Here is a 24751-nt window from a genome sequence, read left to right on the forward strand (position 1 = left end):
TCATCGGCTCCCTGGCCCTGGCCACGGGTGCCGGGCTCGTCGCCGCTCCGGCCGCCGGCTGGCTCGGCGACGGCGCCCGGGCCCATGCCGCCACGCCTCCGGCCGCGGCGGCGACCATCGTGGTGGCCAAGGACGGCAGCGGCAACTACACCACCGTGCAGGCGGCCGTCGACGCGGTGCCGGCCAACAACCCGTCCGCCGTCACCATCTCCGTCAAACCCGGTACGTACCGCGAGACGGTGAAGGTCCCCGCCGACAAGCCGCATATCCGGCTGGTGGGCACGACGAGCGGCAAGAACGATGTGACGATCGTCTACAACAACGCCTCCGGCACCCCCAAGCCCGGCGGAGGCACCTACGGCACCAGCGGCAGCGCGACCGTCGCCGTCGAGGCCGATGACTTCCAGGCCCGCAATCTGCGGTTCGTGAACGACTTCAACGAGGCCAACAGCGCCATCACCGACAAGCAGGCGGTGGCGCTGCGCACCGCGGGCGACCGGATCGTCCTGGACAACATCGGGGCGGTCGGGGACCAGGACACCCTGCTGCTGGACTCCGCGAGCAAGTCCACCGTGGGCCGGGTGTACATCAACAACGCCTGGATCCAGGGGAACGTCGACTTCATCTTCGGCCGTGCCTCCGCCGTCATCGACAGGTCGGCGATCCGGCTCGTCAAGCGCTACGACGGCAGCTCCGGCGGCTATGTCGCGGCGCCCTCGACGGCGGCCGGAAGGAAGGGCTTCCTGTTCATCAACAGCAACATCACCGGGGATGTCGGCAGCCGGTCGTACTACCTCGGCCGCCCCTGGCACGCGGGCGGCGACGCCAGCCTCGATCCGCAGGCGATCGTCCGCAATACGGATCTGTCAGCGGCGATCAAGACCACTCCGTGGACGGACATGAGTGGCTTCTCCTGGAAGGACGACCGCTTCGGGGAGTACAAGAACACCGGCGCCGGTTCCGGTGCGGCGAGCACCGACCGGCCGCAGCTGACCGACGCCCAGGCCGCGGACTACGAGATCGCCGACTGGCTCGGCGGCTGGCAGCCGTCGGCCTGACGATGAGCCCCGGCCGCCGGTCCCGTCGGGGGGCGGGACCGGCGTCCGGACGCGGGTCAGCGCGCGGCGAGCAGATGGTCCATGGCGAGCTGGTCCAGGCGCTCGAAGGCCATACCGCGCTCGGCGGCCGCCTCGACGTCGAAGTCCTCGAAGGCGGTGCGGTCCGCGAGCAGCGCCGCCGGGGTCTCGCCCTCCCGAAGGGTCGGCTCGCCCAGCTGGTCCAGGCGCGAGGCGCGCAGCGCCTCCTGGACCTCGGGGTCGGCGCGGAAGGCGGCCGCCCGCTCCTTGAGGATGAGGTAGTTGCGCATGCAGCCGGCCGCCGAGGCCCAGACGCCCGAGATGTCCTCGGTGCGCGGGGGCTTGAAGTCGAAGTGGCGCGGTCCCGCGTAGCCGCCCGTCTCCAGCAGGTCGACCAGCCAGAAGGCGGCCCGCAGATCGCCCGCGCCGAACCGCAGGTCCTGGTCGTACTTGATGCCGTTCTGGCCGTTGAGGTCGATGTGGAAGAGCTTGCCCGCCCACAGTGCCTGGGCGATACCGTGCGGGAAGTTCAGCCCGGCCATCTGCTCATGGCCGACCTCCGGGTTGACGCCGTACAGCTCGGGCCGCTCCAGCCGCTCGATGAAGGCCAGCGCGTGGCCGACGGTCGGCAGCAGGATGTCGCCGCGCGGCTCGTTGGGCTTGGGCTCGATGGCGAAGCGCAGATCGTAGCCCTGCTCGGTGACGTAGGCGCCGAGCAGGTCGAACGCCTCCTTCATCCGGTCGAGCGCGGCGCGCACGTCCTTGGCGCCGCCGGACTCCGCGCCCTCGCGGCCGCCCCAGGCCACATAGGTCTTGGCGCCCAGTTCGGCGGCGAGGTCGATATTGCGCATGGTCTTGCGCAGCGCGTAGCGGCGCACATCACGGTCGTTGGCGGTGAAGGCGCCGTCCTTGAAGACCGGATGGGTGAAGAGGTTGGTGGTGGCCATGGGCACGGTCATCCCGGTGGCGTCCAGGGCCTGCCGGAAGCGCTTGATATGCGATTCGCGCTCGGTCGCCGAGGCCCCGAAGGGGATGAGGTCGTCGTCGTGGAAGGTGACGCCGTACGCGCCGAGTTCGGCGAGCCGGGTCACGGACTCCACGGGGTCGAGCGCCGGGCGGGTGGCGTCCCCGAACGGGTCCCGGCCCTGCCAGCCGACCGTCCACAGTCCGAAGGTGAACCTGTCCTCGGGGGTGGGGTTGTAGCTCATCGCGGCTCCCTCGCCTATTTCGTCATGGCGCTTTACAAATTAGTATGCGCGAGCATTCCGGGGAAGACCCGTTCCACCCGCACACCGCACGACCCATGGACGCAAGGGAGAGCGCGAGATGGCAGCAGCAGCCGTGCCCGTGCCGCAAGGACCGCTCGTCGTCGGCGTGGACAGCTCCACGCAATCGACCAAGGCGCTCGTCGTCGACTCCGCGACCGGTGCGGTCGTCGCCCGGGGACAGGCCCCGCACACCGTCGGCGGCGGCGACGACGGCACCGGTAAGGAGTCCGCCCCCGAGCAGTGGTGGGAGGCGCTGACCGAGGCGCTGCGCCAGTGCGGCACCCCGGCCCGGGAGGCCGCCGCGATCTCCGTGGGCGGCCAGCAGCACGGCCTGGTCACCCTCGACGCCTCTGGCCGCTCGGTGCGGCCCGCACTGCTGTGGAACGATGTGCGCTCCGCGCCGCAGCGCGACCGGCTCATCGAGGAGCTGGGCGGCCCGAAGGCATGGGCGGAGCGGATCGGCAGCGTGCCCCCGCCCGCCTTCACCGTCACCAAGTGGGCCTGGCTCATGGAGAACGAGCCGGAGGCGGCCCGCGCCACCGCGGCCGTCCGGCTCCCCCACGACTACCTCACCGAGCGGCTCACCGGCTACGGCACCACCGACCGGGGTGACGCCTCGGGCACCGGCTGGTGGTCCTCGGCCACCGAGTCCTACGACGAGGAGATCCTGGACCGGGCCGGGCTCTCGCCCGAGCTGCTGCCGCGCGTGCTGCGCCACGGCGAGGCCGCCGGAACCGTACGGGAGCTGCCCGATCTGCCGCTGCCCACCGGAGCCCTGGTGGCCACCGGCACGGGCGACAACATGGCGGCCGCCCTGGGGCTCGGACTGCGGCCGGGGCAGCCGGTCCTCAGCCTGGGCACCTCCGGCACCGTCTACGCGGTCTCCGCCCACCGGCCCGCCGACCCCAGCGGGGTGGTGGCAGGGTTCGCCGACACGCGGGACGCCTGGCTGCCGCTGGCGTGCACGCTCAACTGCACGCTCGCGGTGGACCGGATCGCGGCGCTGCTGGGCCGCGACCGGGAGGCCGTGGAGCCGGGCGGCTCGGCCGTGCTGCTGCCGTTCCTCGACGGCGAGCGCACCCCCCATCTGCCGCACGCCTCGGGGCTGCTGCACGGTCTGCGCCACGACACCACACCGGGGCAGGTGCTCCAGGCCGCCTACGACGGGGCCGTCTTCGCCCTGCTCACCGCGCTGGACCAGGTGCTGGACGCGGACGCGGCGCCCGACGCCCCGCTGTTGCTCATAGGGGGTGGTGCCAAGGGCACGGCGTGGCGGGAGACGGTCCGGCGGCTGAGCGGACGCCCGGTGCAGGTGCCCCGGGCCGAGGAGCTGGTCGCCCTCGGGGCCGCCGCGCAGGCCGCGGGGCTGGTGCTGGGCGAGGACCCGGCGGCAGTGGCACGGCGCTGGGCGACCGCCGAAGGGCCGTCCTACGGTCCGGTGCCCCGCGACGAGGCGGCGCTGGAGCGGCTCTCCCGGGTGCTGGCGGACGCGGAGGGCCTGCTGCGCCACGCGTGAGCGCCGTACGGCGGCGGCCGGACGGACCGGTGTCGTACCGGCCGGGCACAATGAGCGGATCGGGCGAGAGGAGACAGATTCAGGTGGCAGCGCCACTGCCCAACACCCAGCAGGCGATGCGCCGGCGCAATCTCTCCCTCGTGCTGCACGCCGTGGCCGCGCACGGCCCGCTGTCCCGCGCGTCGGTGGCGGCCCGTGTGGGGCTCACCCGGGCCGCCGTCTCCACGCTCGTCGACGAGCTGATCCGGGACGGGCTGCTGGTCGAGCTGGGCCCCTCCCGGCCCGGTACGGTCGGCCGCCCCGGCAGCGCCCTGCAGCTCAATGAGCGCGGTCCGGCCGGACTCGGCGCGGAGATCGGGGTGGACCATCTCGCGGTGTGCGCGGTGGACCTCACCGGGAGGGTGCGGGCCCGCACGGAGATAGCGTCGGCGAACCGCGACCGTTCACCGGCCCCGGTGCTCACCCAGCTCTCCTCCCTGGTGCGGCAGGTCGCGGCGGAGGCGGAGCTGATGGGGTTGCGGCCGGTGGGGCTCTCGGTGGCGGTGCCCGGTCTGGTGGCGCGGGACTCCTCGCTGGTCGTCCGCGCCCCCAACCTGGGCTGGGAGGGGGTGGACATCGGCCCCGAGCTGCGCACGGCGCTGCCCGGTCTGCCGGTCACCGTCGACAACGAGGCGAATCTGAGCGCGCTGGCCGAGCTGTGGCGGGGCGGCCACGACCCCGCGCCCCGGGATTTCGTCCATGTCTCGGCCGAGATCGGCATCGGCGCCGCGGTCGTGCTGGAGGGCCAACTGCTGCGCGGCACCCACGGTTTCGCGGGCGAGCTGGGCCATGTGCCGGTGCGCCCCGAGGGGCCCGAGTGCGCCTGCGGCGGCCGCGGCTGTCTGGAGCAGTACGCGGGCGAGGAGGCGGTGCTGCGGGCGAGCGGCCTGTCCCCCGAGGAGGCCGCGGCCCAGCACCCGGGCCCCGGCGGCCGCATCACCGTGCTGGCCGTAAGGGCGGCGAGCGGCGACCAGCGGGTGCGGCGGGCGCTGCGCGGCGCGGGCTCGGCGCTCGGGATCGCCCTCGCGGGCGCGGTGAACCTCCTGGACCCGGAGAAGGTGGTGCTCGGCGGCGCGCTGACGCCGCTGGCGCCCTGGCTGCTGCCCGCCCTGGAGCGGGAGTTGGGGCGGCGCCTCACCGACCCGGCCCGTCCGGGCAGCGGGGCGGTGACCGTCTCCCGGCTCGGCCCGGACGGTCCCCTGCTGGGCGCGGCCAACTCGGTGGTGCAGGCGGTCCTCGACGATCCGGCGGGGTTCAGGGATCCGGCCGGAGCCGGTGAGCCGGCCGAGGTCAGAGGAAACGATGCATGATGTGCAGCCCCACATAGCCCTTCGTGGGGTGGTCGAACGCCTTGGGGACGGTGCCGATGACCTCGAAGCCCAGTGAGCGCCACAGCGCCACCGCCCGGGTGTTGCTCTCCACCACGGCGTTGAACTGCATCGCCTTGTAGCCCTCGGCGCGCGCCCACTCCAGGACATGCTCCCCCAGGGCCCGGCCCACACCGCGCCCGCCGTGCTCGGGCGCCACCATGAAACTGGCCCCCGCGATATGCGCGCCGGGTCCCATGTGGTTGGGGTTCATCTTGGCCGAGCCCAGGATCGTGCCGTCAGGGTCGGTGGCGACGACGGTACGGCCCGGGGGGCTCGGCATCCAGATGTCGCGGGCCCCGTCCTCGTCCAGGTCGCGAGGGTAGGTGTAGGTCTCACCCGCGGCGACGATGCGGCGCAGGAAGGGCCAGATGGCGGGCCAGTCCTCGGCGGTGGCGGTCCTGATCGGCATGCGGGCCAGCATGACGGTGCGGGCGACGGCGCGCGAGAGGTTTTCCCTGCCGCCGCCCGCGAAGGGTTTTCCCGGCCGCCGCCCGCGAGGCGTCAGCGGGCCGCGCGCAGGAACGCCTCCAGCCCCGCCAGGTCATCGGTGTTGAGGTAGTCCACATCGGCGGCCAGGAGCTCACGCCACAGGGCGTCGCGCTCCGGTCCGGCCACGTCCGGGGTGGCCCAGAAGCGCACGGTCTGCCCGGCGGCGTGCGCGGAGGCGACGAGGCGGTGCAGCGTCTCGCGCTCCGCCCGCGGCATCGGACCGGTGCCCGTCCAGGTGAAGGTCTTGGTCCAGTCGGCGCTGATGAGCGGGATGAAGGAGGCGGGCACGCCCGAGCCGAGGTCCTCCAGACGTCCGTCGTAGAAGGCGTGGCGCACCTTCTCGGCCTCCATGGGCGCCCGTGCGCCGCGGTCGCCGGAGATGACGGCCGTCACCGCGCCGCGGCGCACCCGGCCGTCCACCCCGCCGTAGGCGGCGCTGAACAGCGGGCCGTAGTGGCGCAGCCGCTTGGCCAGTTCCAGGTAGGTGGCCTCCCCGGCGGTCTTGAGGTCGATCAGCAGCTGCAGCGACAGGTCGTGGCCGCGGTAGACCCGGCCGCCGTTGGCCTTCACCCGCCGGGCCAGCGGGTCGAGGTAGAGCGACTCCAGGGTGCGGGTGGGGTCGAGGTCGGTGGCGTCGTGCGCGACCAGCAACTCGCCCTCGACCAGCCAGATGTCGGCCTCGACGCTGCCGAAGCCGTGGGAGAGCGCGTCGAGGAGCGGACGCGGGTGCTCGTAGTCGTTGTGGGCATGGGCTCTGGCCAGCGGCCGCTTGCCCTTCGAGAGGTCCTTCGAGCCGTCCTTCGAGACGGAGGTGGTGCCGAACGAGCTGGCCGTGCTGGCGAACGCGGGCGCGGCCGCGCCGCCCGCCAGAGCGGCTCCGAGGGTGACGACAAAGGCACGGCGTGTACGGCGGACCATGGGGCCTCCCGGCTCTCGTCCCGGCGCGGTGCCGGATACGCAGGATGGACGCCAGTGAGTATCGGGCGGCCGTGCGCTCAAAGGGCAGTGCTGCGCGAAGAGTTCCACGGGTGGTCCCCGGCCATTTCCTCACCGTTCCCGGGGTGCCGAGGCGATGGCCGCGCCCGCCCGCGGGGGCGCGTGACGGGTGCGCGGGCGCCGGGTGAACGGGCGGGGTCGCGGAGGCCGTCGGCCCGCGGCGCGCATTCGGAGTGTTTACCCGTCCGCGGCCGCCGACATAACCATCACCCGGGCACTCTTTTGAGTGAATGCACCACCCAAAGTCCGCTGATAGCTTGGCAGTTGCTCGAGCGGAATTTGTCCTCAAGGTCCGTACAGGGATGGGTGAGCATTCACGATGACGACGTCCGTTGAACCGGGTTCCGGTACCGAGAATTCGCAGCCGCAGTTGAGCCTCGGCACGGCGGCCGCGCGGAATCTGGCGACGACGACCAAATCCGTTCCGCAAATGCAGGGCCTCAGTTCCCGATGGCTGCTGCGCATGCTGCCGTGGGTGCAGGTTCCGGGCGGTTCCTATCGTGTGAACCGCCGGGCGTCCCATACGCTCGGCGACGGCCGGGTGGAGTTCACCACCACCGGGTCCGAGGTGCGGGTCATCCCGGTCGAGCTGCGCGAGCTGCCGCTGCTGCGCGGTTTCGAGGACGCCTCGGTGCTCGGGGCCCTGGCGGACCGCTTCACCCAGCGGGAATTCGCACCGGGCGATGTGCTGGTCGAGGCCGGGCGCCCGGCCGATGAGCTCCTCCTCATCGCCCATGGCAAGGTCGACAAATTGACCGAGGGCGCGTTCGACGAACCCGCGGTGATCGGTTCGGCCGCCGGCGGCGACCACATCGGGGAGCCGGAGCTGACCGCCGCCGAGGCGGGCACCTGGGGCATCACCGTGAAGGCCGTGACCTCGTGCACGGTACTGGCCCTGCCCCGGCAGGAGTTCGAGGAGCAGCTGGACCGTTCACCCCAGCTGCGGGCGCATGTGGAGGGAGTGCGCTCGGCGCCGCAGGCCGAGCAGAACGAGCACGGGGAGGCGGCCATCGCGCTGGCCTCGGGGCATTCGGGCGAGCCGGTCCTGCCGGGCACCTTCGCGGAGTACGAACTGACGCCGCGCGAGTACGAGCTGAGCGTGGCCCAGACCGTGCTGCGCGTCCACACCCGCGTCGCCGACCTCTACAACGAGCCCATGAACCAGGTCGAGCAGCAGCTCCGCCTCACCATCGAGGCCCTGCGCGAACGCCAAGAGCACGAGCTCGTCAACAACCGCGAATTCGGCCTGCTGCACAACGCCGACCTCTCCCAGCGCATCCACACCCGCAGCGGACCACCCACCCCCGACGACCTCGACGCGCTGCTGGCCACCGTCTGGAAGGACCCGGGGCTGATCCTGGCGCATCCGCGCGCCATCGCGGCGATCGGCCGCGAGTTCAACGCCCGTGGCATCTCCCCGCAGCCCACGGAGGTGAACGGCCATGCGATGCCGGCCTGGCGGGGCGTGCCCATCTTCCCGTGCAACAAGATTCCGGTGTCCCGGAGCGGGGTGACCTCCATTCTCGTCCTGCGCACCGGGGAGGAGAACCAGGGGGTCATCGGACTGCACCGCACCGGAATTCCCGACGAATACCAGCCGAGCCTCTCGGTGCGATTCATGGGAATCAGCGAGCAGGCCATCATCTCGTATCTCGTCAGTGCCTACTATTCCGCGGCCGTGCTCGTCCCGGACGCGCTCGGAATTCTGGAGAACGTGGAAATCGGGCTCTGACGCCCACCCGACCGGGCCCATGGCCTTCGCATACCTTCCCGAAGATCTACCGAAATGGGTGATGAGCACTTATGACCACTTCCGTGGAGTCCGGTGAGCAGCCGCTGAGTCTGGGCACGGCCGCCGCACGGAATCTGGCGACCACCACCAAGTCCGTTCCGCAGATGCAGGCCATCTCCTCCCGGTGGCTGCTGCGCGTCCTCCCCTGGGTGCAGGTGTCGGCCGGTACGTACCGGGTGAACCGCCGACTGACGTACACGGTCGGAGACGGTCGGGTGGAGTTCATCAGCACCGGATCGCAGGTGCGGGTCATCCCACCGGAGCTGGGCGAGCTGCCGACGCTGCGCGGCTTCGGGGACACCGGCGTACTGGAATCGCTGGCCGACGGGTGCGTCCAGCGCGAGTACGCGCCCGGGGATGTGCTGGTCGAGGCGGGCCGCCCGGCCGACCAGGTGTTCCTGATCGCCCACGGCAAGGTCCGCCAGATCGCCCCCGGCGCCTATGACGAGGGCACCACGCTGGCGGTGCTGGCCGACGGGGAGTACTTCGGCGACGCGGTGCTGACCGGTCCGGAGCACACCTGGGAGTTCACCGCCCGGGCCGTCACCCGGACCACGGTGCTCACCCTCCCGCGCCGCGTCGTCCAGGAGGCCGCCGACCGCTCCGATGCGCTGCGCGACCATCTCCAGGGGCTTTCGGAGCGCTCCACGCCCGCTCAGAACCGGCGCGGCGAGGCCGATATCGCCGTCGCGTCCGGCCACGCGGGCGAGCCGGTCCTGCCGGGCACCTTCGTGGACTACGAACTGGCGCCGCGCGAGTACGAGCTCAGCGTGGCCCAGACCGTGCTGCGCGTCCACACCCGCGTCGCCGACCTCTACAACGAACCCATGAACCAGGTCGAGCAGCAGCTCCGCCTCACCATCGAGGCCCTGCGCGAACGCCAGGAGCACGAGCTCGTCAACAACCGCGAATTCGGCCTGCTGCACAACGCCGACCTGTCCCAGCGCATCCACACCCGCAGCGGACCGCCCACCCCCGACGACCTCGACGAGCTGCTGGCACGGCGCCGCAAGACCCAGTACCTGCTGGCGCATCCGCGCACCATCGCCGCCTTCGGGCGTGAGTGCAGCGACCGTGGTCTGTATCCGCAGGGCATCGAGGTGGCCGGGGTCGCGGTGCGGGCCTGGCGCGGGGTTCCGCTGCTGCCCTGCAACAAGATCCCGATCAGCGAGTCGGGCACCAGCTCCATCCTGGCGATGCGCACCGGGGAGGAGAGCCAGGGGGTCATCGGTCTGCATCAGACCGGTATCCCGGATGAGTACGAGCCCAGTCTGAACGTCCGGTTCATGGGCATCAGCGAGCAGGCCGTGACGTCCTACCTGGTCTCCGCCTATTACTCGGCGGCGATTCTGGTGCCCGACGCGGTCGGTGTGCTGGAGGACGTCGAGATCGGCCGCTGAGCCCGGCCGGAAGAGGCCGGTCGCCGCGGGCGTGGGTCAGGGACGGACGCTGCTGACCACGTCCGCGGTGGCGGCGAGCCCCTCGGAGATGGTGGGCGCCACACTGCTGCTCGCCAGGTAGAAGCCCAGCGTCACACAGACCAGCGCATGCGAGATGCGCAATCCGCCGCTGCGGAGGAAGACCACCGTCAGGATCAGAAGCAGCAGGACCACGGAGATGGAAATGGCCATGGGGAGCCTCCTCGGCCACGGAGCATCGGAATCCGGCCGTCAGTGTGGCCCAGAATCGCCCCTGCACCGCCGTCGGCTGGTGCTCCATACGGGTGCCGATCTGCTGTGCGGTTACTCCCCGGCCATCGCCGCGGGGTGGTGAGCGGGCGTGGCGAGCGGGCGTGGCGAGCCGTCTCAGGCGTCGGCGCGGATCAGCTCGGCGGCCATCTCGCCGATCATGACGCAGGCCGCGTTGGTGTTGGCCGAGACGATCGACGGCATGATCGATCCATCGGCGATCCGCAGCCCCTCCACGCCCCGTACGCGCAGCCGGGGGTCCACCACGGACTCCTCGTCCCCGCCCATCCGGCAGGTGCCGACGTGGTGGAAGTAGGTGCCGGTGTTCTCGCGGACGAAGTCGGCCAGGCCGTCCCGGTCGCTCACACCGGGGCCCGGCAGCAGTTCGCGCGGCTGCCACGCCGCGAACGCGTCGGTGGCGGCCAGCGACCGGGCCAGTTCGACTCCCTGGACCAGGGTGGCGAGGTCCCTTGCGTCGCCGAGATAGCCGGGGTCGATCAGCGGCCGGTCCTCGGGGTCCGCGCCGGAGAGCCGGACCGTGCCCCGGCTGTGGGGCTGCATCGCGGCGGCCGTCAGGGTGAAGGTGTTCCGCGGGAACGGCAGCAGCCTCGGGTGGAAGGGGATGTGAAAGAGGAACACCTCGAGGTCGGGGCGGGGCAGCCCGGGGTCGGTCCGGGTGAACAGGGCCGCCTCGGCGGTGGTCAAGGGGGGCGGCGGCAGCGGGGTGCCCGCCTCGTGGACCAGCCCGACCAGGGGGTGGTCCTGCAGATTGGCCCCCACCTCCGGGGCGTCCACCAGCACCGGGACACCCACCTCGCGCAGATGGCCGGCCGGGCCGATCCCGGAGAGCATCAGCAGCTTGGGCGAGTCGATCGAACCGGCGCACACGATGACCTCCCGCGCCGCGCGCACCCGACGTGCCACTCCGCCGGAGCCCGCGTATTCGACGCCGACGCAGCGGGTGCCCTCGAAGAGCAGCCGGTGTGCGTGCGCCTCGGTGCGGACGGTGAGGTGGGGTCGGTCCATCGCCGGATCGAGGTAGGCGACCGCCGTGCTCTGGCGGCGCCCCTCGTGGATCGTCCACTCATGGCGTCCGGCGCCGTCGCTCTCCGCCCCGTTGAAGTCGTCGTTGTAGGGATGGCCGAGTTCCTTGGCGGCGTCGAGGAAGGCGGCGGACAGCGGGTTGGGCGTGTCGGCCCGGCTGAGCCGCAGGGGGCCGCCGGTACCGCGGAAGCGGGGGTCACGGCCCTCGGTGTGCTCGATGGCGCGGAAGATCTCCAGCACCGACGCGGCGTCCCAGCCGGTGCAGCCGTCGGCGGCCCATGCGTCGAAGGTGCCGAGGTGGCCGCGGACATAGGTCATCACATTGATGCTGCTGGAGCCGCCGAGCACCTTGCCGCGCGCGGCGGCCTGCGGATGCCCGGCCAGGCCCGGCTGCGGGACGGTGGTGTAGCCCCAGTCGTGCTCACCGCCGATGAGGGTGAACCACGCGGTGGGGTCGTGGATCTGCTCGGCCGCGTCGTCCTTACCGGCCTCCAGCAGCAGCACCCGCGTGTCCGGGAGGTCCGTCAGCCGGGCCGCGAGCACCGCGCCGGCCGAGCCCGCGCCCACCACGATGTAGTCGAAGTCGCTCATCATGTGCCCCTGTTCCGGCCTCGCCCGACGTGCCGCACGGCCGCTCGCCACCAGAGCGCCGAACGGCTGTGCGGCACTCTAGTGGCGTGATCGCGGAACGGGGGCGGGTTCGCCGGATCCGGCCGGTCAGCCGGTGGGGGCCGCCAGATCGACCAGCCCGGCGAGCGCCTGCCGGTGGCGGCCGGGGGTGCCCAGCGCGATCTCGTCGCTCTTGGCCCGCTTGAGATACAGATGCGCCGGGTGCTCCCAGGTCATGCCGATACCACCGTGCAGCTGGACGCACTCCTCGGCCGCGCGCACCGCCACCTCGGCGCAGTGCGCCTGGGCCACGGCCACCGCGACCGGTGTGTCCGGGCTGTCCGTGGCCAGTGCGTCGGCCGCGTACCGGGCGGTGGCACGTGCCGAGACCAGCTCCAGCCACAGCGCGGCCATGCGGTGTTTGAGCGCCTGGAACGAGCCGACGGGACGCCCGAACTGATGGCGCTCCTTGGTGTGGCGGACGGTCTCGGTCAGACACCATTCGGCCACGCCCAGCTGCTCGGAGGCGAGCAGCCCGGCCCCGGTCAGCAGCGCCCGCCCGATGGCCGCCGCGGCCCGGTCGGGCCCGGCCAGCCGGCGGGCCGGGGCGCCGGTGAGGGTCACCGCGGCGAGCGGACGGGTGAGGTCGAGCGAGGTGAGGGGTTCGACGGTGACGCTGGCCTCGGCGGTCTCCACGGCGTACAGCCCGTATCCGTCCGCACCGGTGGCGGGGACGAGGAGCACATCGGCGCCCGCCGCGCCCGCGACCCCGGAGACCTGGCCGCTGAGCGTTCCGTCGCCGTCGGCCCGTACGGTCGCGGTGGGCGGGCCGGGCGCACCGGCCGTGGTGGACAGCGGCACCGCGAGGGCGCCGACCGTGCGGCCCTCGGCGAGCGCACCGAGCAGCCGGGCCACCGGCTCCTGGTCGGTGTCGCAGCCGAGCAGGGTACCGGCGGCGAGGACGGCGCTGGTGAGGTAGGGCACGGGGGCGACGGCGCGGCCGAGCTCCTCCATGACGACGGCCGCCTCGCGGGCGGTGGCGCCCTGGCCGCCGAGCTTGTCGGGCACCATCAGCCCGGCGGTGCCCATCTCGGCGCCGAGGGCGCCCCACAACGCGATGTCGTGGGCCCGGCCGCTCTCGGCCTCGAGGAGCACGGTGGCGGGCGGGCAGCGGTCGGTGAGCAGCGACCGTACGGCCGCGCGCAGATCGTCCTCCGCCTCGGAGTAGAGCAGGTCCGGGGTGCTCATCGGGGCAGGTCCTTCCACGGGACGTCCTTGTCGGTCCGCGGCTCGGGCGGCAGGCCCAGGACGCGTTCGGCGATGATGTTGAGCAGCACCTCCGAGGTGCCGCCCTCGATGGAGTTGCCCTTGGCGCGCAGATAGCGGTAGCCGGCCTCGCGCCCGGTGAAGTCCACCAGTTCGGGGCGGCGCAGCGTCCAGTCGTCGTAGCCCAGCCCCTCCTCGCCCAGCAGCTCGACCTCCAGCGCGCTGATGTGCTGGTTGAGGCGGGCGAAGGCGAGTTTCATGGCCGAGCCCTCGGGGCCGGGCTGGCCGACCGCGAGCTGCTGACGCAGCCGCTCGCCCGCGAGCCGGGCCGCCTCGGACTCCATCCACAGCCGCAGCAGCCGCTGGTGGAGGTCGTGGGTGCGCAGTTCGGGCCGTTCGCGCCAGGTGTCGGCGACCAGGCCGATCATGCCGCCCTCGCGGGGGACGCGGCCGCCGCCGATGGCGACCCGCTCGTTCATCAGGGTGGTCTGGGCGACGCGCCAGCCCTCGCCGATCTCGCCGAGCCGCCGGCTGTCGGGGATCCGGACACCGGTGAGGAAGACCTCGTTGAACTCCGCCTCGCCGGTGATCTGGCGCAGCGGCCGGACCTCGACCCCGGGGTCGGTCATATCGCAGATGAAGTAGCTGATCCCGCGGTGTTTGGGCTGGTCGGGGTCGGTGCGGGCGATGAGGATGGCCCAGCGGGCGATATGGGCGCTGGAGGTCCAGACCTTCTGTCCGTCGACCACCCAGTCGTCGCCGTCGCGCACGGCGCGGGTGGCCAGGGCCGCGAGGTCGGATCCGGCGCCGGGCTCGCTGAACAGCTGGCACCACACCTCCTCACCGGTCCACAGCGGACGCAGCAGCCGCCGCCGCTGCTCGTCGGTGCCGAAGCCGAGGATGGTGGGGGCGGCCATGCCCAGGCCGATGCCGATGCGGCGGGGGTCGTTGTCGGGTGCCCCGGCGGCCGCCAGCTCGGCGTCGACGACGGCCTGCAGGGAGCGCGGGGCGTCCAGGCCGCCGAGTCCGGCCGGATAGTGCACCCAGGCGAGTCCGGCGTCGAAGCGGGCGCGCAGGAAGTCCAGGGGGGCGGTGGTGGCGGGCGGATGGGCGTCCAGGAGGTCGCGGACGCGGCGGCGCAGTTCGTCGGCGTCCACGGCGGGGTGCTGCCCGGCGGCGCTCATCGGGCGCCTCCGGCGGACTGCCCGGGGACGACCACCACACGGCCGGTGGTCACACCGTCGGCGACGCGCTGCACGGCGTCGGCCGCGCCCTCCAGCGGTACGCGCTCGCTGACCAGCGGCTTGACGGTGCCCTGTGCGGCGAGCTTGGTCAGCTCCTCGTGGCAGGCGCGGACCGCGGCCGGGTCGTGGGTGCTGTACAGGCCCCAGTGGAGGCCGAGGATGGCGTAGTTCTTGACCAGGGCGTGGTTGAGGGCGGCCTGGGGGACGACGCCGCTGGCGAAGCCGACGATAACGATCCGGCCCTCGAAGGCGACGCATTTGACGGACTTGGCGAAGGCGTCGCCGCCGACCGGGTCGTAGACGACGTCCGCGCCGCGTCCGCCGGTGGCCTCCTTGACGGCCGCCACGATGTCATCGGCGCGCCGGTCGAGGACGAGGTCGCAGCCGAGCTCGCGGGCGACCCGGGCCTTGTCGTCGCCGCCGACGACCCCGATCACCGTCGCCCCGGCCGCCTTGCCGAGCTGGACGGCGGCGCTGCCGACCCCGCCCGCGGCGGCGTGCACCAGGAGCGTCTCGCCGGACTGGAGGCGGGCCCTGCGGTGCAGGCCGAACCAGCCGGTCTGGTAGCCGATGTGCAGCGCCGCGGCCTCGGCGTCGTCCAGGGCGTCGGGCGCGGGCAGCGCGGCCGACGCCGCCACGGGCACCAGCTCGGCGAAGCCACCCGCGGGGAGCGTGGGCGTGGCCAGGACGCGGGAGCCCACCTCGCCCTCGGCGCCCTCGCCGACGGCGACGACCTCGCCGCACACCTCGACGCCGGGGGTGAACGGCAGGGGCGGCCGGACCTGGTACTGGCCGCGGCAGAGCAGGGCGTCGGGGAAGTTGACGTTGACGGCCCGGACCCGCAGCAGCAGCTGTCCCGGCCCCGCCTGGGGATCGGGCACATCGTCGAGGCGCATCACCGCACCCGGCTCGCCATTGTCGTGCACTCGCCATGCCTGCATCCGGTGGCCTCCACAAACGGATCGTCGGGACGCGGTACCCGCGCCGGGCGCACATACTAACCAGTCGGTACGACGAGGGGAACCGTCGCCGCCCGTCAGCCATCCTGCCCTGCCCACCCGGCGGCGGATGAACTCTTGTGCAACTCTGGAGGCACCCTTGAGCCCGGTGCGTCTGCAGGTAAAGGTGGACGGCGACATATCGGCTCGTTTCACGGCGAGCCGATGCCGGAACGGGACGGGAGAAACGACAGTGCCCGACGACAAGGCGATCAGCGAGGCCGAGATGGAGGCCCGGCTGCACGGCATCTGCTTCAAGACAGGGCCGCCGCGCCGCATCGGAGTCGAGCTCGAATGGCTCCTGTACGACCCGCACATCCCCGCACGACCCATCGAGGCGGCCCGGCTCGAAGCCGCGGTCACCGCCCTGCGCGGACTGCCGCTGCGGTCCGCCATCACCTTCGAACCCGGCGGCCAGGTGGAGCTCAGCTCCCTCCCGGCCGACTCCCTCACCGCGTGTGTGGAGTCCGCCGCCGCCGATCTGGTCCTCGTACGAACCCTTCTCGCCGGGCTCGGCCTCGGCCTGGCCGGCCATGGCCACGACCCCTGGCGCCCGCCGAGACGGTTCCTCACCACGCCCCGGTACGAGTCCATGGAGACCTACTTCGACCGCCGGGGGCCGGCCGGGCGCTCCATGATGTGCAGCACCGCCTCCGTGCAGGTCTGCGTGGACGCCGGACACGAGGAGCCCGGACCGCTCGGGATGGCACGGCGCTGGCGGCTCGCCCATCTGCTGGGCGCGGTGCTGACCGCCGCGTTCGCCAACTCGCCGCTGCGCCAGGGCCGCCCCACGGGCTACCGCTCCACCCGGCAGGCGGTGTGGACGGCGATGGAGCCCGGCCGCACCCACGCCCCGCCCGACGGCGGGGATCCCCGCACGGCCTGGGTCCACTATGTGCTGGACGCACCCGTGATGGCCATCCGGGACGAGAAGGCGCCCTGGGCGGTGCCGTCCGGGGTGACCTTCCGCCAGTGGGCCCGGACGGGGCTTCCCCGGCCACCCACCCTCGACGATCTCGACTTCCACGCCTCCACGCTCTTTCCCCCCGTCCGCCCGCGCGGCCATCTGGAACTGCGCATGATCGACGCGCAGAGCGGTGAGGACGGCTGGATCGTCCCCCTCGCCGTCACGGTCGCCCTCTTCGACGATCCGCAGGCTGCTGAAACGGTTTACCGGGTGGTGAAGCCGCTCGCCGAGACGGCGGGCGCACGCCCCGCACCGGGCAATCGGCTGTGGCGGGCCGCGGCTCGTCACGGTCTGGCCGACCCCGAGCTGCGCGCCGCCGCCGTCAGCTGCTTCGCCACGGCGCTGGAAGCGCTGCCCCGCATCGGCGCCTCCCCCGCCATCATCGCCGCCGTCGCCGGCTTCACCGACCGCTATGTGGCCCGCGGCCGATGTCCCGCCGACGATCTGCTCGCTCCTCTCACCGGTAAGGAGGGACGGCCATGACCGCCCCCGACTCGGACCTCACCATCGATCCCGAGGCGCTGCGCCGGCGCGCCGAGCTGGCACTGCGCACCGCGCGCGACCGCACCCACGCCCTCACCACATGCGTGGACGAGCCCGACCTCACCGCCCAGCACTCCCCCTTGATGTCCCCGCTGGTCTGGGATCTGGCGCATATCGGCAACCAGGAGGAGCAGTGGCTGCTGCGCGCGGTCGGCGGACGTGAGGCGCTGCGTCCCGAGATCGACTCGATCTACGACGCCTTCGAGCATCCGCGCGCCGAGCGGCCCTCCCTGCCGCTGCTGGCACCCACGGAGGCCCGCGGCTATGTCCACGAGGTGCGCGGCCGGGTGCTGGACATCCTGGAGCGGATCGAGCTGCGCGGCGCCCCGCTGATCGACGCGGGCTTCGCCTTCGGCATGATCGCGCAGCATGAGCAGCAGCACGACGAAACGATGCTCATCACCCACCAGCTGCGCCGCGGACCCGCGGCGCTCACCGCCCCGCCGCCGCCCGAAACGGCTGACGGCGCGGCGCTGCCCGAGGAGGTGCTGATCCCGGGCGGCCCGTTCACGATGGGCACCTCGACCGAGCCCTGGGCGCTGGACAACGAGCGGCCCGCGCACCACCGGCTGGTCCCGGCCTTCCACATCGACACCACACCGGTGACCAACGGCGCGTACGAGCGGTTCATAGCCGATGGCGGCTACGGCGAGCGGCGCTGGTGGACGGCCGAGGGCTGGGCGTACATCCAGGAGCACGGCCTCGCCGCCCCGCTGTTCTGGCGGCGCGAGGGCGGGCAGTGGCTGCGCCGCCGGTTCGGGGTGACCGAGCCGGTGCCACCGGAGGAGCCGGTGGTGCATGTGAGCTGGTACGAGGCGGACGCCTACGCCCGCTGGGCGGGGCGGCGGCTGCCGACCGAGGAGGAGTGGGAGAAGGCCGCCCGCCACGACCCGGACAGCGGCCGGTCCCGGCGCTATCCGTGGGGCGACGCCGATCCGGCGCCCGACCAGGCCAACCTCGGCCAGCGCCATCTGCGGCCCGCACCGGCCGGCAGCTATCCGAAGGGGGCCTCCCCGCTGGGGGTGCGGCAGCTCATCGGCGATGTGTGGGAGTGGACCTCGAGCGACTTCCTGCCCTACCCGGGGTTCCGTGCCTTCCCGTACCGCGAGTACTCGGAAGTCTTCTTCGGCCCGGGGCACAAGGTGCTGCGCGGCGGCTCCTTCGCGGTGGACGAGGTGGTCTGCCGGGGCACGTTCCGCAACTGGGACCTGCCGGTCCGCCGCCAGATCTTCTCGGGTTTCCGCACCGCGCGGGACGCGTCCTGATGTGCAGGCATCTGGCGTATCTCGGGCCGCGGACCCCCATCGGCGAGGTGGTCATGGCGCCCGAGCACAGCCTGTTCCGGCAGTCGTGGGCGCCGCGGCGGCAGGCGCACGGCACGGTCAACGCCGACGGGTTCGGCGTCGGCTGGTACGCCTCGGGCGACCCGGTGCCCGCGCGCTACCGCCGCGCCGGGCCCATCTGGGGCGATCTGTCCTTCGCCGACCTGGCCCGCGTGGTGCGGACCGGGGCGCTGATGGCCGCCGTGAGGGACGCCACCGAGGCGAGTGCGGACGGCGAGGCGGGCGCCTCGCCGTTCGCCGCCGGGACGTGGCTGTTCAGCCACAACGGGGCGCTCCGCGACTGGCCGCACGCGGTCGCGGACCTCGCCGCCTCACTGCCGCCCGTGGATCTGCTCGGCCTGGAGGCACGGTGCGACTCGGCGTTCGTCTGGGCGCTGGTGCTGCGCCGGCTGCGGCTGGGCCACGAGCCGCCGGAGGCGCTGGCCGAGGCCGTCGAGCAGCTCGCCGGCGCGTCCCCCGACTCACGGCTGAACCTGCTGCTCATGGACGGGGAGACCATCGCCGCCACCGCCTGGGGCGACACCCTGTGGTACCTGGCCAAACCGGACCGGGGCGTGGTGGTGGCCTCCGAGCCGTACGACCAGGATCCCGGCTGGACGGAGGTCCCCGACCGCACCCTGCTCACCGCCACCCGCACCGATGTACTGCTCACCGCCCTTAAGGAGGCTTCCCGTTGAGCCCCTTCACCGTCACCCGCACCCTGCCCGCCGATGCCACCGCGGCCGCGCTGCGCGCCGATGTGGCCGACGGGCTGACCAGCACCCCCAAACAGCTTCCGCCCAAGTGGTTCTACGACGCCCGGGGAAGCGCGCTCTTCGAGGAGATCACCCGGCTGCCGGAGTACTACCCGACCCGTGCCGAGCGGGAGATCCTCATCGCCCGCGCGGCGGAGATCGCCGACGCCACCGGAGCCCGCACCCTGGTCGAACTGGGCTCCGGCTCCTCGGAGAAGACCCGCCACCTGATCCGGGCGCTGCCGGATCTGCGCGTCTACGTCCCGGTCGACGTGAGCGAGAGCGCACTGGAACTGGCCGGGGAGGCGCTGCTGGCCGAGCATCCACGGCTGACGGTGCACGCGCTGGTCGCCGACTTCATGAACGGGCTCGCGCTGCCCGACGACACCCCGGGTCCGCGGCTGCTGGCCTTCCTCGGGGGCACGATCGGCAATCTGCTGCCGGCCGAGCGGGCCGCGTTCTTCGCCTCGGTGAGCGACCTGCTCGCGCCCGGCGACGCGCTGCTGGTCGGCACCGACCTGGTCAAGGACGAGGCCACGCTGGTCTCCGCCTACGACGACGCACAGGGGGTCACCGCGGCGTTCAACAAGAACGTGCTGGCGGTGCTCAACCGCGAACTGGGCGCCGACTTCGACCCCTCCGAATTCGACCATGTGGCGATGTGGAACGCCGAGGAGGAGTGGATCGAGATGCGGCTGAGGGCCCGTAAGGACCTCACCGCGAAGATCCCCGCCATGGATCTCGCGGTCCATTTCGCGGCCGGGGAGGAGGTCCGTACGGAGGTGTCCAGCAAGTTCCGGGAGGAGAAGGTGCGGGCCGAACTGGCCGCCGCGGGGATGGACTCGCGGCGCTGGTGGACCGACGCGCAGGGCCGCTTCGCGGTGTCGCTGGCCGTCCGCCGCTGACCGTCCAACAGCTCACCGCACTCCGCCGCCCGGGGCCCCGACCCCGGGCGGTGGCTCGTTCGCGGGCGCGCCCGTCACCCTGCGTTCCGGTCGAACCACCGACAGAAATAGTGTGATGCACATCACATAAGCCGAAGAGGGCCGCAGCACAGCGCGCTGTGGCCCTTTTTCCAGGCGATCCCCCTCTTGTTGTGGCCAAATCGGCCCCCTTATCTTTGGCCCGCCCGGCAGCGCGCCGCACCCGGCAGCACGAGAAGGAGCCGTCCATGCCCTTACGGGGACGCCACCGCCGTTACAAGCCCAACCGCATCTCCCGTGCCTCACTGAGCGTCACGGCGGGCGGCGCCGGAATCGCCCTTCCGCTCATCGGCGCCGCGGGTGCGTCCGCGGCCTCGGGCGAGACCTGGGACAAGGTCGCCCAGTGCGAGTCCACCGACAACTGGGACATCAACACCGGCAACGGCTTCTACGGCGGGCTGCAGTTCACGCAGAGCACATGGGAGGCGTACGGCGGCACCGCCTACGCGGGACGGGCCGATCTGGCCACCAAGGACCAGCAGGTCGCGATCGCCGAGAAGGTGCTCGACGGCCAGGGCCCCGGCGCCTGGCCGGTGTGCTCGGGGAAGGCCGGGCTGACGCGGGGCGACGCGGCGCCGCAGAGTGCGCCGAAGATCGTCAAGACGTCCGCCGCCCCGGCCGAGAAGGCACAGCGGGCCGAGAAGGTGCGGCAGGCGGCGGCGAGCAAGCCCACCCCCACCAGCCTCCCGGGGCACAACTCCACGAAGTCCGGCCGCTATGTGGTCGTCAGCGGCGACTCGCTGTCCGGTATCGCCGACTCCCACGATGTCACCGGAGGCTGGGAGGCGCTCTACGCGAGCAACCGCGAGGCCATCGGCGGCGATCCGGATCTGATCTACCCCGGTCAGAAGCTCTCCCTGAAGGGCGGTAAGGCCACCGCCAAGCCCAAGGCGGAACCCGAGCGCCACCACCAGACCAAGGAAAAGCCCAAGCCGAAGCCCAAGGCGAAGCCCGCACCGCGGCCGAAGGCCGAGAAGCCGCGCAGCAGCCGGGAACAGCACACCAAGCGCGTCGCCTCCTCGGGCTTCACCGCCCCGGTCAGCGGCGTCAACCCGAGCACCGCCTACCGGGCGGCCGGCTCCAGCTGGTCGAGCGGCTATCACACGGGCGTGGACTTCCCTGTCGGCATCGGCACCTCGGTGAAGGCCGTGGGCACGGGCCATGTGGTCTCGGCGGGCTGGGGCGACGCGTACGGCTATCAGGTGGTCATCCGGCATCCGGACGGCAAGTACAGCCAGTACGCCCATCTCTCGCAGCTGTCGGTGCGGGCCGGGCAGAGCGTCAACGGCGGCCAGCAGATCGGCCGTTCCGGCTCGACCGGCAACGCCACCGGACCCCATCTCCACTTCGAGATCCGCACCGGCCCCGGCTACGGCTCGGATGTCAATCCGCTGGCCTATCTGCGGTCACACGGCGTCAGCCTCTGATCCGGCGCCCGGGTGAGAGCCGGGGCAGGCGGGCGAATCGGGCCCCTGTGGTGAGCGTGGTGGCCACCATGTGCCCGGAGCCGCCGCCCAGCCCCGGCCCCGGGTGGGTGGAGGCGCCGATGTGCCAGAGCCCGCGGATGTCGCTCGCATGCCGTCCGGAGGAGGGCAGGGGGCGCCAGAGAAAGCTCTGTCTGGTGGCCACCGAGCGCAGCCACCGCTCCACCCCTGCCGCGGAGCAGCGCGGCCACTTGGCGGAAGACGGCCGGCGAGCGGAGCTCACCGCTCATCAGGCCGCCGATCGCCGCCATGTTCTCGCCCAGCCGGCCGAGCGCGGCCAGATACGCGGCCCGGTCCTCGTCGTGCGCGAAACCCTCGGCGGTGCGCCGCGGATCGCGGTGGGCCAGGGTGAGCCGGCCGTCGTCCACGCTGGCGGTGACCCACTCGTCGGTGTTGCGGTACTCCAGCCCATGGCAGTGCAGCAGCTCCCCGGGACGCGCGTACGCCGGGCCGGGGACGAACAGCGGATGCCATGAGGAGTAGGTGTCGTAGGGGGGTGCCAGACTCGCGCTCATGCAGACCCACCCCGTCCGCGCCCCGCTCGACATCCGCCACGACGATCCACGGCTGCGCTACCGGGGTGCGGTGTCGCTGCAGCGCGGCCCCGGGTGGACCGCCCCCTGGCGGCTGCCGCGCGAGGAGGCGGCGCTGTATCTCCCCGAGGGCGGGCTGGGCCGGGCGGCGATGCCGTCCGGGGTGCGGGTGACGCTGCGCACCGACAGCGCCTGGCTCGTCTGCCGCTACCAGGCCGACCCCGCGCCCAGGCTGAACGGGCCCGAGGGCGCGGACCGCCTGCATCCCGCGGCCGCCGGCCATCCGGACCTCGCCTCGCGCTTCACCACCCTGCTGCACCGGGCCCGCTGTGTGCCGATACTGATGACCGCGGCGCAGTAGTGGCTACGACGGCGATTCGGGAGCCGCACCTTCGCCCGCGGCCGGCATCGCCCCCAAGGAGACGAGAAGTGACGGAGCAGTCCCAGCGCGGCCTCGACCGCCACCGGCTGATGAAGGTGCTCGCCGACCGGACGGAGGCCGGCAGCCTGCCCGGGGCGCGTACGGACGGATACCGGGTGGTGCTGGCGATCGAGGGCGGCGGGATGCGCGGCACGCTGTCGGCCGGTATGGCGCTGGCCCTGCACGAGCTGGGGCTGCTGAACGCGTTCGACGCGGTGTACGGGGCCTCGGCGGGGGCCATCTCGGCGGCCTGGCTGGTCAGTTCGCGGCCGGAGGGCCTGCGCGGCTGGGCCGACCCGCGCTTCGCCAGCGCGCTCATCAGGAAGCGCAATCTGCTGCGCGGGCGGCCCATGGTCGATATCGAGACCCTGATCGAAGAGGTCTACATCCGCCAATTCCCACTGGACTACGCCTCGGTGCTCGCCGCACCCATCGCCCTGCATCCGCTGGCCACGGAGCTCGAAACCGGCCAACCGGCGGATCTGCACGAGGAGTTGACGGACGAGGTCGCCCTCCGCCTGGCCCTGCGGGCGAGCGCCGCGCTGCCGGTGCTGGCGGGAGGTCCGGTCACCCTCGGCGGGCGCCGCTTCTACGACGCCGGGCTGGCCGAGTCGATCCCGTTCCGCCAGGCGCTGCGGGACGGCGCGACCCATGTCCTCGTCCTCCGCAGCCGACCGCCGGCCGAGGCCCCCGCGCTCCGCGCCACCCCGTCGATGGGTTCCCGGCTCGTCGCCGCGGTGGCCTTCCGCCAGTACACCCCTCAGTTCCGCGCCGCCTTCCTGAACCGGCCCGCCCGGCTGGCCGACGACGACCGGCTGCTGGCCGCCTACGACACCGACGCCGCCGAAGCGCCCACCGACCCCGCCGTGCTGTCCGTCCGCCCCGATGCCGCGGCACCGGCCATCAGCCGTCTGGAAACGGACAGCGCTCTGCTGGAGGAGGCTCTCGAGGCGGGCCGCCGGGCCATCACGGCCCAGTTCGCCCCGGCGGCCCGCTCCTGAGCGGGGTGGCGGGCCCTCCCCCCGGCTCCTCCCCACTGCGCGGCGCTCAGTCGCACAGCACCGCCGTCTGCGCCTTCAGCAGCCCCTTGCTGTCCGGTACGGGCGGGTCGCCCTTGAGCTCCGCGGCGAGGTCGTAGGCGGTGGCGGCCAGGACCAGTTGACGCTCACCGTCGTCGGTGGTGAGCGAGACGCTGGTGTAGCCGGGGCCCGCGCCGTCGGTCTCCCAGGCGGTGAGCGGTTCGGCCTGCCGCTCCGCGCCGGTGCCGCACGGCACCTCCATGCGCTGCACCCCGAGTCCGTACGCCGGGGCGTCGGGGAACTCCACCGGGGTCTTCAGCTCGCGCTGCTGGGCGGGACGCAGCAACTCGCCGCCGAAGAGCGCCCGCTCGAACCGGGCCAGCTCGTCGACGGTCGAGATCATGGCTCCGGCGGTCCAGTCGTAGGAGGGGCTGAACCGCGTCATATCGCGGCCCTGGAGGTCGTAGCCGTGCAGATGGGAGCCGTGCACCTCGGGGTCGGTCACCGGGAAGGAGGTGTCCGTCAGCCCCAGCGGGGCGAGGATCCTGCGGTGGATCTCGTCGGGCGCGGAGCGGTGGGTGACCGCCTCGATCACCAGGCCGGCGAGCAGATAGTTGGTGTTGGAGTACGACCAGCCCTTGCCGGGGGCGAATTCCGGCTGGTGCCGGACCGAGCGGGCGATCACCTCGCGCGGGGTGATGACGTGGTCCCGGTCGCCGTCCTCCAGATAGGGGGCGAAGAACGAGGCTTCGGTGGTGGGGTCGTAGATCCCCGAGGTGTGGTTGAGCAGTTGGCGGATGGTGACGGCCTTACCGTCGTTGCCGCTCCCCTGGACGACGCCGGGGAGCCACCTCTCCACGCTGTCGTCGAGTGAGAGCCGCCCCTCGCCCTCGAGTTGCAGCAGCACCGTGGAGACGAACGCCTTGGTGTTGCTGGCGATCCGGAACCGCTGCTCCGGCCGGGCACGTTCGCCGGTCGCCCGGTCCGCGACCCCGGCCGCCGTCCGCCACTCGTCGCCGCCGCGCCGCGCATAGGCCACCGCGCCCGGGAACCCGTCCTTCACCGTCCGGCCGACGGCCTCCTCGAAGCCGGCCGGTGCCGGCGGCCCGGACGGCTCCCCCTGGGCCGTGGCGATGGTGACGGTCGCCGTCACCGCCAGCGCGCCGATCCCCGTCCACAGCGCCGCGCGCTTGACCCGAACTCCCACGAACCCGCTCCTCGCCTTGTCCCCGTGTGCCGTTCGCGGATCATCGTGCCGTCGCGGCGCACCGGGCTCCCATCCCGCTGCCGTCCGTCCCTTACGGGGGTTGTCCCCACCCCGTAGGGGCC

The 24751-nt window shown here is 72.8% G+C and carries 21 protein-coding genes and 1 pseudogene; 12 read left to right on the forward strand and 10 right to left on the reverse strand.

From position 1 onward, the window contains the following. Positions 1-86: 86 nt before the first annotated feature. Positions 87-1058: pseudogene (locus J8403_RS03265) on the forward strand (pectinesterase family protein); the annotation flags it as partial. Positions 1059-1114: 56 nt separating this feature from the next. Here J8403_RS03265 and xylA read toward each other — a convergent pair. After that, positions 1115-2284 (reverse strand): xylose isomerase, encoded by a 1170-nt coding sequence (gene xylA, locus J8403_RS03270; protein ID WP_211121765.1) that lies wholly within the window; start codon positions 2282-2284, stop codon positions 1115-1117. A 118-nt stretch (positions 2285-2402) separates the two neighbouring features. On the opposite strand from xylA, the gene xylB reads away from it, so the two are divergent. Continuing rightward, positions 2403-3860, forward strand: coding sequence for a xylulokinase (gene xylB, locus J8403_RS03275; RefSeq protein ID WP_211121766.1), 1458 nt, complete (start codon positions 2403-2405; stop codon positions 3858-3860). Positions 3861-3910: 50 nt separating this feature from the next. Beyond that, positions 3911-5209 carry an ROK family transcriptional regulator gene (locus J8403_RS03280; RefSeq protein ID WP_211121767.1) on the forward strand — a complete coding sequence of 433 codons (1299 nt, stop codon included), beginning with the start codon at positions 3911-3913 and terminating at the stop codon, positions 5207-5209. On the opposite strand, the gene J8403_RS03285 is transcribed toward J8403_RS03280, so the two are convergent. Together J8403_RS03285 and J8403_RS03290 are read right to left on the reverse strand one after the other, a co-directional pair. Further along, positions 5190-5690 (reverse strand): GNAT family N-acetyltransferase, encoded by a 501-nt coding sequence (locus J8403_RS03285; protein WP_211121768.1) that lies wholly within the window; start codon positions 5688-5690, stop codon positions 5190-5192. The two genes, J8403_RS03280 and J8403_RS03285, sit on opposite strands and share 20 nt — an antisense overlap. 80 nt (positions 5691-5770) lie before the next feature. Then, positions 5771-6676, reverse strand: coding sequence for a phosphatidylinositol-specific phospholipase C/glycerophosphodiester phosphodiesterase family protein (locus tag J8403_RS03290; RefSeq protein ID WP_211121769.1), 906 nt, complete (start codon positions 6674-6676; stop codon positions 5771-5773). A 397-nt stretch (positions 6677-7073) separates the two neighbouring features. On the opposite strand from J8403_RS03290, the gene J8403_RS03295 reads away from it, so the two are divergent. Next, on the forward strand, positions 7074-8486 hold the full coding sequence (locus tag J8403_RS03295) for a family 2B encapsulin nanocompartment shell protein (protein WP_211121770.1): 1413 nt from the start codon (positions 7074-7076) through the stop codon (positions 8484-8486). A 71-nt stretch (positions 8487-8557) separates the two neighbouring features. Next, positions 8558-9946: a family 2B encapsulin nanocompartment shell protein gene (locus J8403_RS03300; protein WP_211121771.1), complete on the forward strand. Its 1389-nt coding sequence runs from the start codon at positions 8558-8560 to the stop codon at positions 9944-9946. A 36-nt stretch (positions 9947-9982) separates the two neighbouring features. Here the strand turns inward: J8403_RS03300 and J8403_RS03305 are convergent, their stop codons facing one another. The 5 genes from J8403_RS03305 to J8403_RS03325 all read right to left on the reverse strand — a co-directional run bounded on the left by J8403_RS03305 (position 9983) and on the right by J8403_RS03325 (position 15338). Beyond that, positions 9983-10177: a hypothetical protein gene (locus J8403_RS03305; protein ID WP_020866016.1), complete on the reverse strand. Its 195-nt coding sequence runs from the start codon at positions 10175-10177 to the stop codon at positions 9983-9985. Between the two features lie 174 nt (positions 10178-10351). Beyond that, entirely contained in the window at positions 10352-11869 is a 1518-nt protein-coding gene (locus tag J8403_RS03310) for a GMC family oxidoreductase (protein WP_246585664.1), read from the reverse strand. Positions 11870-11995: 126 nt separating this feature from the next. After that, on the reverse strand, positions 11996-13135 hold the full coding sequence (locus J8403_RS03315; RefSeq protein ID WP_211121773.1) for an acyl-CoA dehydrogenase family protein: 1140 nt from the start codon (positions 13133-13135) through the stop codon (positions 11996-11998). Continuing rightward, the gene (locus tag J8403_RS03320; protein ID WP_211121774.1) at positions 13132-14337 is read right to left on the reverse strand and encodes an acyl-CoA dehydrogenase family protein; all 1206 of its coding nucleotides are present in this window, start codon (positions 14335-14337) and stop codon (positions 13132-13134) included. Before J8403_RS03320 ends, J8403_RS03315 begins: the two co-directional genes overlap by 4 nt. Continuing rightward, positions 14334-15338: an NADPH:quinone oxidoreductase family protein gene (locus J8403_RS03325; RefSeq protein ID WP_211121775.1), complete on the reverse strand. Its 1005-nt coding sequence runs from the start codon at positions 15336-15338 to the stop codon at positions 14334-14336. The genes J8403_RS03320 and J8403_RS03325 overlap by 4 nt, the downstream gene beginning before the upstream one ends. Positions 15339-15588: 250 nt before the next feature. Between J8403_RS03325 and egtA the strand changes: the two genes are divergently transcribed. The 5 genes from egtA to J8403_RS03350 all read left to right on the forward strand — a co-directional run bounded on the left by egtA (position 15589) and on the right by J8403_RS03350 (position 21392). Then, positions 15589-16845 (forward strand): ergothioneine biosynthesis glutamate--cysteine ligase EgtA, encoded by a 1257-nt coding sequence (egtA, locus tag J8403_RS03330; RefSeq protein WP_211121776.1) that lies wholly within the window; start codon positions 15589-15591, stop codon positions 16843-16845. Then, positions 16842-18170, forward strand: a complete 1329-nt coding sequence (gene egtB, locus J8403_RS03335; protein WP_211121777.1) for an ergothioneine biosynthesis protein EgtB — start codon at positions 16842-16844, stop codon at positions 18168-18170. The genes egtA and egtB overlap by 4 nt, the downstream gene beginning before the upstream one ends. After that, complete coding sequence (gene egtC / locus J8403_RS03340) at positions 18170-18925, forward strand: ergothioneine biosynthesis protein EgtC (RefSeq protein WP_211121778.1); 756 nt, start codon at positions 18170-18172, stop codon at positions 18923-18925. The genes egtB and egtC overlap by 1 nt, the downstream gene beginning before the upstream one ends. Then, entirely contained in the window at positions 18922-19887 is a 966-nt protein-coding gene (gene egtD, locus J8403_RS03345; RefSeq protein ID WP_211121779.1) for an L-histidine N(alpha)-methyltransferase, read from the forward strand. Before egtC ends, egtD begins: the two co-directional genes overlap by 4 nt. 266 nt (positions 19888-20153) lie before the next feature. Beyond that, positions 20154-21392: a transglycosylase family protein gene (locus J8403_RS03350; protein WP_211121780.1), complete on the forward strand. Its 1239-nt coding sequence runs from the start codon at positions 20154-20156 to the stop codon at positions 21390-21392. Here J8403_RS03350 and J8403_RS03355 read toward each other — a convergent pair. Next, positions 21362-21964, reverse strand: a complete 603-nt coding sequence (locus J8403_RS03355; RefSeq protein WP_211121781.1) for a phytoene desaturase family protein — start codon at positions 21962-21964, stop codon at positions 21362-21364. The genes J8403_RS03350 and J8403_RS03355 overlap by 31 nt on opposite strands. Here J8403_RS03355 and J8403_RS03360 point away from each other — a divergent pair. Both J8403_RS03360 and J8403_RS03365 read left to right on the forward strand, forming a co-directional pair. Next, a complete protein-coding gene (locus J8403_RS03360; RefSeq protein ID WP_246585665.1) occupies positions 21963-22343 on the forward strand; it encodes a hypothetical protein in 381 nt (126 codons plus the stop codon). The genes J8403_RS03355 and J8403_RS03360 overlap by 2 nt on opposite strands. 68 nt (positions 22344-22411) lie before the next feature. Further along, entirely contained in the window at positions 22412-23404 is a 993-nt protein-coding gene (locus J8403_RS03365) for a patatin-like phospholipase family protein (RefSeq protein WP_211121782.1), read from the forward strand. Positions 23405-23450: 46 nt separating this feature from the next. On the opposite strand, the gene J8403_RS03370 is transcribed toward J8403_RS03365, so the two are convergent. After that, positions 23451-24629 carry a serine hydrolase domain-containing protein gene (locus J8403_RS03370; protein ID WP_246585666.1) on the reverse strand — a complete coding sequence of 393 codons (1179 nt, stop codon included), beginning with the start codon at positions 24627-24629 and terminating at the stop codon, positions 23451-23453. Positions 24630-24751: the final 122 nt, after the last annotated feature.

Source organism: Streptomyces yatensis (genome assembly GCF_018069625.1).
Taxonomy (GTDB): domain Bacteria; phylum Actinomycetota; class Actinomycetes; order Streptomycetales; family Streptomycetaceae; genus Streptomyces; species Streptomyces yatensis.

Excerpts from the sequence above, each read along its gene's own strand:
- xylA (WP_211121765.1), bottom strand. The coding sequence starts at position 2,284 with ATGAGCTACAACCCCACCCCCGAGGACAGGTTCACCTTCGGACTGTGG.
- xylB (WP_211121766.1), top strand. The coding sequence starts at position 2,403 with ATGGCAGCAGCAGCCGTGCCCGTGCCGCAAGGACCGCTCGTCGTCGGC.
- J8403_RS03280 (WP_211121767.1), top strand. The coding sequence starts at position 3,911 with ATGAGCGGATCGGGCGAGAGGAGACAGATTCAGGTGGCAGCGCCACTG.
- J8403_RS03285 (WP_211121768.1), bottom strand. The coding sequence starts at position 5,690 with ATGCTGGCCCGCATGCCGATCAGGACCGCCACCGCCGAGGACTGGCCC.
- J8403_RS03290 (WP_211121769.1), bottom strand. The coding sequence starts at position 6,676 with ATGGTCCGCCGTACACGCCGTGCCTTTGTCGTCACCCTCGGAGCCGCT.
- J8403_RS03295 (WP_211121770.1), top strand. The coding sequence starts at position 7,074 with ATGACGACGTCCGTTGAACCGGGTTCCGGTACCGAGAATTCGCAGCCG.
- J8403_RS03300 (WP_211121771.1), top strand. The coding sequence starts at position 8,558 with ATGACCACTTCCGTGGAGTCCGGTGAGCAGCCGCTGAGTCTGGGCACG.
- J8403_RS03305 (WP_020866016.1), bottom strand. The coding sequence starts at position 10,177 with ATGGCCATTTCCATCTCCGTGGTCCTGCTGCTTCTGATCCTGACGGTG.
- J8403_RS03310 (WP_246585664.1), bottom strand. The coding sequence starts at position 11,869 with ATGAGCGACTTCGACTACATCGTGGTGGGCGCGGGCTCGGCCGGCGCG.
- J8403_RS03315 (WP_211121773.1), bottom strand. The coding sequence starts at position 13,135 with ATGAGCACCCCGGACCTGCTCTACTCCGAGGCGGAGGACGATCTGCGC.
- J8403_RS03320 (WP_211121774.1), bottom strand. The coding sequence starts at position 14,337 with ATGAGCGCCGCCGGGCAGCACCCCGCCGTGGACGCCGACGAACTGCGC.
- J8403_RS03325 (WP_211121775.1), bottom strand. The coding sequence starts at position 15,338 with ATGCAGGCATGGCGAGTGCACGACAATGGCGAGCCGGGTGCGGTGATG.
- egtB (WP_211121777.1), top strand. The coding sequence starts at position 16,842 with ATGACCGCCCCCGACTCGGACCTCACCATCGATCCCGAGGCGCTGCGC.
- egtC (WP_211121778.1), top strand. The coding sequence starts at position 18,170 with ATGTGCAGGCATCTGGCGTATCTCGGGCCGCGGACCCCCATCGGCGAG.
- J8403_RS03350 (WP_211121780.1), top strand. The coding sequence starts at position 20,154 with ATGCCCTTACGGGGACGCCACCGCCGTTACAAGCCCAACCGCATCTCC.
- J8403_RS03360 (WP_246585665.1), top strand. The coding sequence starts at position 21,963 with ATGCAGACCCACCCCGTCCGCGCCCCGCTCGACATCCGCCACGACGAT.
- J8403_RS03355 (WP_211121781.1), bottom strand. The coding sequence starts at position 21,964 with ATGAGCGCGAGTCTGGCACCCCCCTACGACACCTACTCCTCATGGCAT.